The organism is Nocardioides sp. CPCC 206348 (assembly GCF_048654705.1).
Classification (GTDB): domain Bacteria; phylum Actinomycetota; class Actinomycetes; order Propionibacteriales; family Nocardioidaceae; genus Nocardioides.
Genome location: NZ_JBMCZA010000217.1, coordinates 44656 through 50054 on the forward strand (window position 1 = coordinate 44656; position 5399 = coordinate 50054).

5 protein-coding genes are annotated in these 5399 nt (G+C 69.8%); all 5 read right to left on the bottom strand.

Annotated elements, in window-relative coordinates; translation table 11 throughout:
• The coding region (ilvC, locus tag ACOADB_RS23970; protein WP_378604696.1) for a ketol-acid reductoisomerase at nucleotides 1-972 on the bottom strand (972 nt) is incomplete at its 3' end.
• A gap of 35 nt (nucleotides 973-1007) precedes the next feature.
• A complete protein-coding gene (ilvN, locus tag ACOADB_RS23975; protein ID WP_182377224.1) occupies nucleotides 1008-1547 on the bottom strand; it encodes an acetolactate synthase small subunit in 540 nt (179 codons plus the stop codon).
• A complete protein-coding gene (locus ACOADB_RS23980; RefSeq protein ID WP_378604700.1) occupies nucleotides 1547-3304 on the bottom strand; it encodes an acetolactate synthase large subunit in 1758 nt (585 codons plus the stop codon). The genes ilvN and ACOADB_RS23980 overlap by 1 nt, the downstream gene beginning before the upstream one ends.
• A gap of 260 nt (nucleotides 3305-3564) precedes the next feature.
• Nucleotides 3565-4443 carry a CHAD domain-containing protein gene (locus ACOADB_RS23985; RefSeq protein ID WP_378604703.1) on the bottom strand — a complete coding sequence of 293 codons (879 nt, stop codon included), beginning with the start codon at nucleotides 4441-4443 and terminating at the stop codon, nucleotides 3565-3567.
• Nucleotides 4444-4474: 31 nt separating this feature from the next.
• Nucleotides 4475-5399, bottom strand: a 925-nt coding sequence (locus ACOADB_RS23990) for a 5'/3'-nucleotidase SurE (RefSeq protein WP_378604706.1), incomplete at its 5' end; no start/stop codon positions are given.

A 5399-nucleotide genomic window follows, 5' to 3' on the forward strand; every position in this document is an offset into this window, starting at 1 on the left:
GTGCGAACGCAGGGCCTTGCCGGTCGCCTCGATGGAGTGAGCGGCCTCCTCCTCGCGGAGCTTGAGGAACTCGACGCCGCCGTTGTCCTGGTCGCCGATGAAGCGCTCGGCGAAGGCACCCGACTGGATGTCGCCGAGGATCGCCTTCATCGACGCCTTGACCTCGGGGGTCACGACGCGCGGGCCGGAGACGTAGTCGCCGTACTCCGCGGTGTCGGAGACCGACCAGCGCTGCTTGGCGATGCCGCCCTCCCACATGAGGTCGACGATGAGCTTGAGCTCGTGGAGCACCTCGAAGTAGGCGATCTCGGGCTGGTAGCCCGCCTCGGTCAGGGTCTCGAAACCGGCCTGGACCAGGTGCGAGACGCCACCGCAGAGGACGGCCTGCTCACCGAACAGGTCGGTCTCGGTCTCCTCGGTGAAGGTGGTCTTGATGACGCCGGCGCGGGTGCCGCCGATGCCCTTGGCATAGGACTTGGCCAGCTCCCAGGCAGTGCCCGAGGCGTCCTGCTCGACGGCGATGATGTCCGGGATGCCGCGGCCGGCGACGTACTCGCGACGCACGGTGTGGCCCGGGGCCTTCGGGGCGACGAGGATGACGTCGACGCCGGCCGGGGGCTTGATGTAGCCGAAGCGGATGTTGAAGCCGTGACCGAAGACGAGGGTGTCGCCCTCGGCGATGTGCGGCTCGATCGACTCGGCGTAGATGTGGCGCTGGAACTGGTCGGGCGCGAGGACGACGATGACGTCGGCTTCCTCGACAGCGTCGGCGACCGAGAGGACGCGCAGGCCCTGCTCCTCGGCCTTGGCGCGGCTCTTCGAGCCCTCCTTCAGGCCGACGCGGACGTCGACGCCCGAGTCGCGGAGGTTGAGCGCGTGGGCGTGGCCCTGGCTGCCGTAACCGATGACCGCGACGTGCTTGCCCTGGATCAGGGACAGGTCGGCGTCGTCGTCGTAGAAAATCTCAGCCACTGGGGGCTCTCCTTGTTTCTCGGGTGGGTGGGTTGTCAGGCGTTGGCAGCGGGCGGAACCGGTACGGCGACCGGCTTGCCACGCTCGGAGATCGACCGCGAGCCGCGGCTGATGGCCACCATGCCGGACTGCACGAGCTCGCGAATCCCGAAGGGCTCGAGCACGCGCAGCAGGTCTGCGATCTTGTCGGAGTTGCCGACGACCTGCATGGTGATCGCGTCCGAAGCGACGTCGATCACCTTGGCCTTGAACAGCTGGGTGATGTCGAGGACCTCGCCGCGGTTGTCCGCCGTGGCGCCGACCTTGACCATCACGAGCTCACGCGTGACCGAGGACGCCGCATCGAGCTCGACGATCTTGATCACCTCGACCAGCTTGTTGAGCTGCTTGGTGACCTGCTCGAGCGGCGACTCGTCGACGTTGACGACGATGGTCATCCGCGAGATCTCGGCGTGCTCGGTCGGGCCGACAGCGAGCGACTCGATGTTGAAGCCGCGGCGGCTGAACAGTGCCGAGATCCGGGCCAGGACGCCCGGCTTGTTCTCGACCAGGACCGACAGTGTGTGTTGCGCCATCAGACGTCGTCCTTGTCGAACTCGGGCGCCAGGTCGCGCGCGTACTTGATCTCGTCGTTGCTGGTGCCGGCGGCGACCATCGGCCACACCATGGCGTCACGGTGCACGCGGAAGTCGACGACGACCGGGACGTCGTTGATCTCCATCGCCTTCTGGATCGTCGCGTCGACGTCGGCCGGCGAGTCGCACGACAGGCCCACGCAGCCGTAGGCGTCGGCGAGCTTCACGAAGTCGGGGATCCGCTTCGAGTGCAGGTCGGTGTTGGAGTAGCGCGAGTTGTAGAACAGCGTCTGCCACTGCCGCACCATGCCGAGCGACTCATTGTTGATGATCGCGACCTTGATCGGGATGTCGTTGATCGCGCAGGTCGCCAGTTCCTGGTTGGTCATCTGGAAACAGCCGTCACCGTCGATCGCCCACACGGTCTGGTCGGGCATCGCGACCTTGGCACCCATGGCGCCGGGAACCGCGAAGCCCATCGTGCCGAGGCCGCCGGAGTTGATCCAGGTGTTGGGGCGCTCGTACTTGACGTAGTGCGCCGCCCACATCTGGTGCTGGCCGACGCCGGCGGTGTAGATCGTGTCGGGGCCAGAGAGCACGCCGAGGCGCTCGATGACGTACTGCGGCGACAGTCCGGTCTCGGGGGTGTCGTACCCGACGGGGTACTGCTGCTTCATGCCGGCACAGAACGCCACCCAGCCCTCGTAGTCGCCCGTGTTGCCGGCGTCCTGCTCGGTGCGCAGCGTGGTGAGCAGGTCGACCAGGACCTCGCGGACGTCGCCCACGATAGGGACGTCGGTGAAGCGGTTCTTGCCGATCTCGGCCGGGTCGATGTCGGCGTGGATGATCCGCGCGTGCGGCGCGAAGGAATCCAGGTTGCCGGTCACCCGGTCGTCGAAACGAGCGCCCAGGCTGATGATCAGGTCGCTCTTCTGCAGGGCACCGACGGCCGCCACGGTGCCGTGCATGCCGGGCATGCCGAGGTGCTGCGGGTGGCTGTCGGGGAACGCGCCGCGGGCCATCAGGGTCGTGACGACCGGGATGCCGGTGAGCTCGGCGAGGGCCAGCAGCTCCTTCGAGGCGCCGGAGCGGATGGTGCCGCCGCCGACGTACAGGACGGGCTTGCGCGACTCGAGCATGAGGCGCGCGGCCTCGCGGATCTGCTTGGCGTGCGGGCGGGTCACCGGACGGTAGCCGGGCAGGTTGAGCTCGGTCGGCCACTGGTAGCTGGTGGTGGCCTGCAGTGCCGACTTGGTGACGTCGACGAGGACCGGGCCGGGTCGACCGGTCGAGGCGATGTGGAACGCCTCGGCGATCTTCATCGGGATCTCGGCCGGGTCGGTCACCAGGAAGTTGTGCTTGGTGATCGGCATCGTGATGCCGCGGATGTCGGCTTCCTGGAACGCGTCGGTGCCGATCATCGCGGCGCCCACCTGGCCGGTGATCGCCACCATGGGCACGGAGTCCATGTGGGCGTCGGCGATCGGGGTGACCAGGTTGGTCGCGCCCGGGCCGGAGGTCGCCATGCAGACGCCGACGCGTCCTGACGCCGAGGCGTAGCCCTGCGCAGCGTGACCGGCGCCCTGCTCGTGGCGTACGAGGATGTGCCGGATGCTGCTGTCCATCAGGGGGTCGTACGCGGGAAGGATCGCGCCGCCGGGGATGCCGAAGATGTCAGTGACACCGGCCGCCTCCAGCGAACGGATCAGGCTCTGCGCGCCGGTGATGGTCTCGCCCGAGCCCTGCTGCTCAGTCATCCGGTTTCTTCCTGTCTGTGCTCATTTGTCTGGGCCTCGATGTCCGGGCTCATCTGCCCGTCCCCTGTGCCCGTGATCGTCGTACAAGCAAAAACCCCTCGGTTGCCGGGCAACGAGGGGCGGGACGCGTCACACTGACGATGTCAGGCGGCGCGTCCGGTGCGTACGAGAAGCTGTTCATGCATGCGCCCACCGTACGCCGTCGCCCATCGACCGTCGAATGAGGGTGCCCCCTCGTCTCAGGATACAAGACGTCCGTCTCACGGGACGACCACCCTGCGGAGGTCCGCCAGGGCGCCGTCGAGCCCGGCCATCGCCTCATCCGCCAGCGTCTCGGCCCGCCCCACCACCCGGTCGTACGACGTCCGGTCGGCCACGTCCGCCGAGCAGCTCCGCACGTGGTCGGCCAGCAACACCGCGTCGCGATGGTCGCCGAGCAGGCCCTGGATGCGCTGCCCGAGGCCGCCGACGGCAGCGGCCCCGTCGAGGCCGTCGACTCCCTCGACGGCGTCGGCCGTGTGCCGCAGTCGCCGGGCCGCGCGACGCAGGGCGTGCACCGCCTCCTCGGCCTCGGCCACGTCGTCGCCGCCGAGCCGGTCGGCCCGGTCGAGCACACGGCGGACCTGCCGTCGTACCGCCCTGGCAGCGATGGTCGTGGCGGGCCGGTCGGCCCGGTCGGTCAGCGGCGGGTCGGCGGACCAGTGGACCAGCAGGGCGTCGAGGCTCTCCGCGCCACCGGCGAGGTGCCAGGCGACGAGTGCGGCGTGGGCGCGGTCGTGGGCGGTCAGGAGCGGTTCGACCACGGCGTCGTACAGATCGCCCTGTCCCAGGTCCCGCAGGACGGCGGTCGCGTCGGCGGCCCGTACCTCGAGGTCGCGGCACTCCCCCAGCAGCCCGCCGTACGCGGCCAGCACGACGGCGAACTTCCCGGCCGGCTCCTGCTCGAAGCAGCTGTCGAAGGCCGCGAGCACGTTGCGCATCCGGCGCACCGAGGTCCGCAGCTGGTGCACCGCGTCCGGCTCGTCGGACAGGGCCGGTCCGCGGCGTTCGGTGATCATCCGGCCCAGGTCGGCAACGACGGCCGCGAGCATGTCGCCGCCCGAGATGTCCGGTTGCCCGTCCGGCAACGCGTGGGTCACGGACCCATCGTGTCACCGGACGGGCGGCACGTCAGCGGAGTGACGCGACCAGCAGCGCGATCTGGATCGGCATCGACGTGCCCCAGTCACCGTCGAGCGCGGTGATCGGGATGTCGTTGCGGGCCAGCGCAGTGGTGTCGGCGTTGCGACGGGTCTCCGGGGCCGGGGCGCCGACGGTCAGGCGATAGGTGCCGCCCGTGGCCGGAACGTCGTCGATGAAGCTCAGACCGATGTCATTGCTGTGGCCGACGTCGGCCCGGACCGCACGCCCGATGGTCTCGCCGGCTCCGACGAACGGGTGGTTGACGTTGAGGACCAGGTCGCCCTTGAGGGCGTCCCGCTTGACCAGGGCGCCGAGCAGGCGGACCGCGAAGTTCGCGGTGGCGGCGAAGGGCACGTTCGGGATCTGGGCCAGGTCGCGCGGGACCTCGGCGCTGAAGGCGAGCGCCGGGACGCCGTACTCGTGGGCGGTGACGATCGCGCCGACCGTGCCGGAGTGGTTGAGGGTCGAACCGACGTTCTGCCCGAAGTTCGTGCCGGAGAGCACCACATCAGGGCCCTCGGACCAGTAGGTGGCAGCGAAGCGGCTGAGCGCGACGTTCACGGCATCGGCCGGCGAGGCCGAGGGCGAGGTCGACGTGCACGGCGCGGCCGCGACACACACGCCGAACACGGCGCCGCCGGTCGAGGCGGCCCCGCAGTCACCGGCGTACGCCGCCGGCGGGGTGACGGCCTGCACGGTGATGTTGATCGGCGAGAAGCCGGGCGAGGTCATCCGCGCACCGGCGCCACTCTGCTGGGCCCACGGCGCGACGACGAGGACATCGGCACCGGCGTTGCACAGCGCGCGGCGCAGCTCGTAGAGGCCCTTGCCGTCGGTGCCGAAGCCGGCATCGAGACCGCGGGCGCTGTCGTCGTTGGTCAGGACGACCTTCAGGCCGGCCAGGGCGGGCGGG

Excerpts from the sequence above, each read along its gene's own strand:
- ilvN (WP_182377224.1), bottom strand. The coding sequence starts at position 1,547 with ATGGCGCAACACACACTGTCGGTCCTGGTCGAGAACAAGCCGGGCGTC.
- ACOADB_RS23980 (WP_378604700.1), bottom strand. The coding sequence starts at position 3,304 with ATGACTGAGCAGCAGGGCTCGGGCGAGACCATCACCGGCGCGCAGAGC.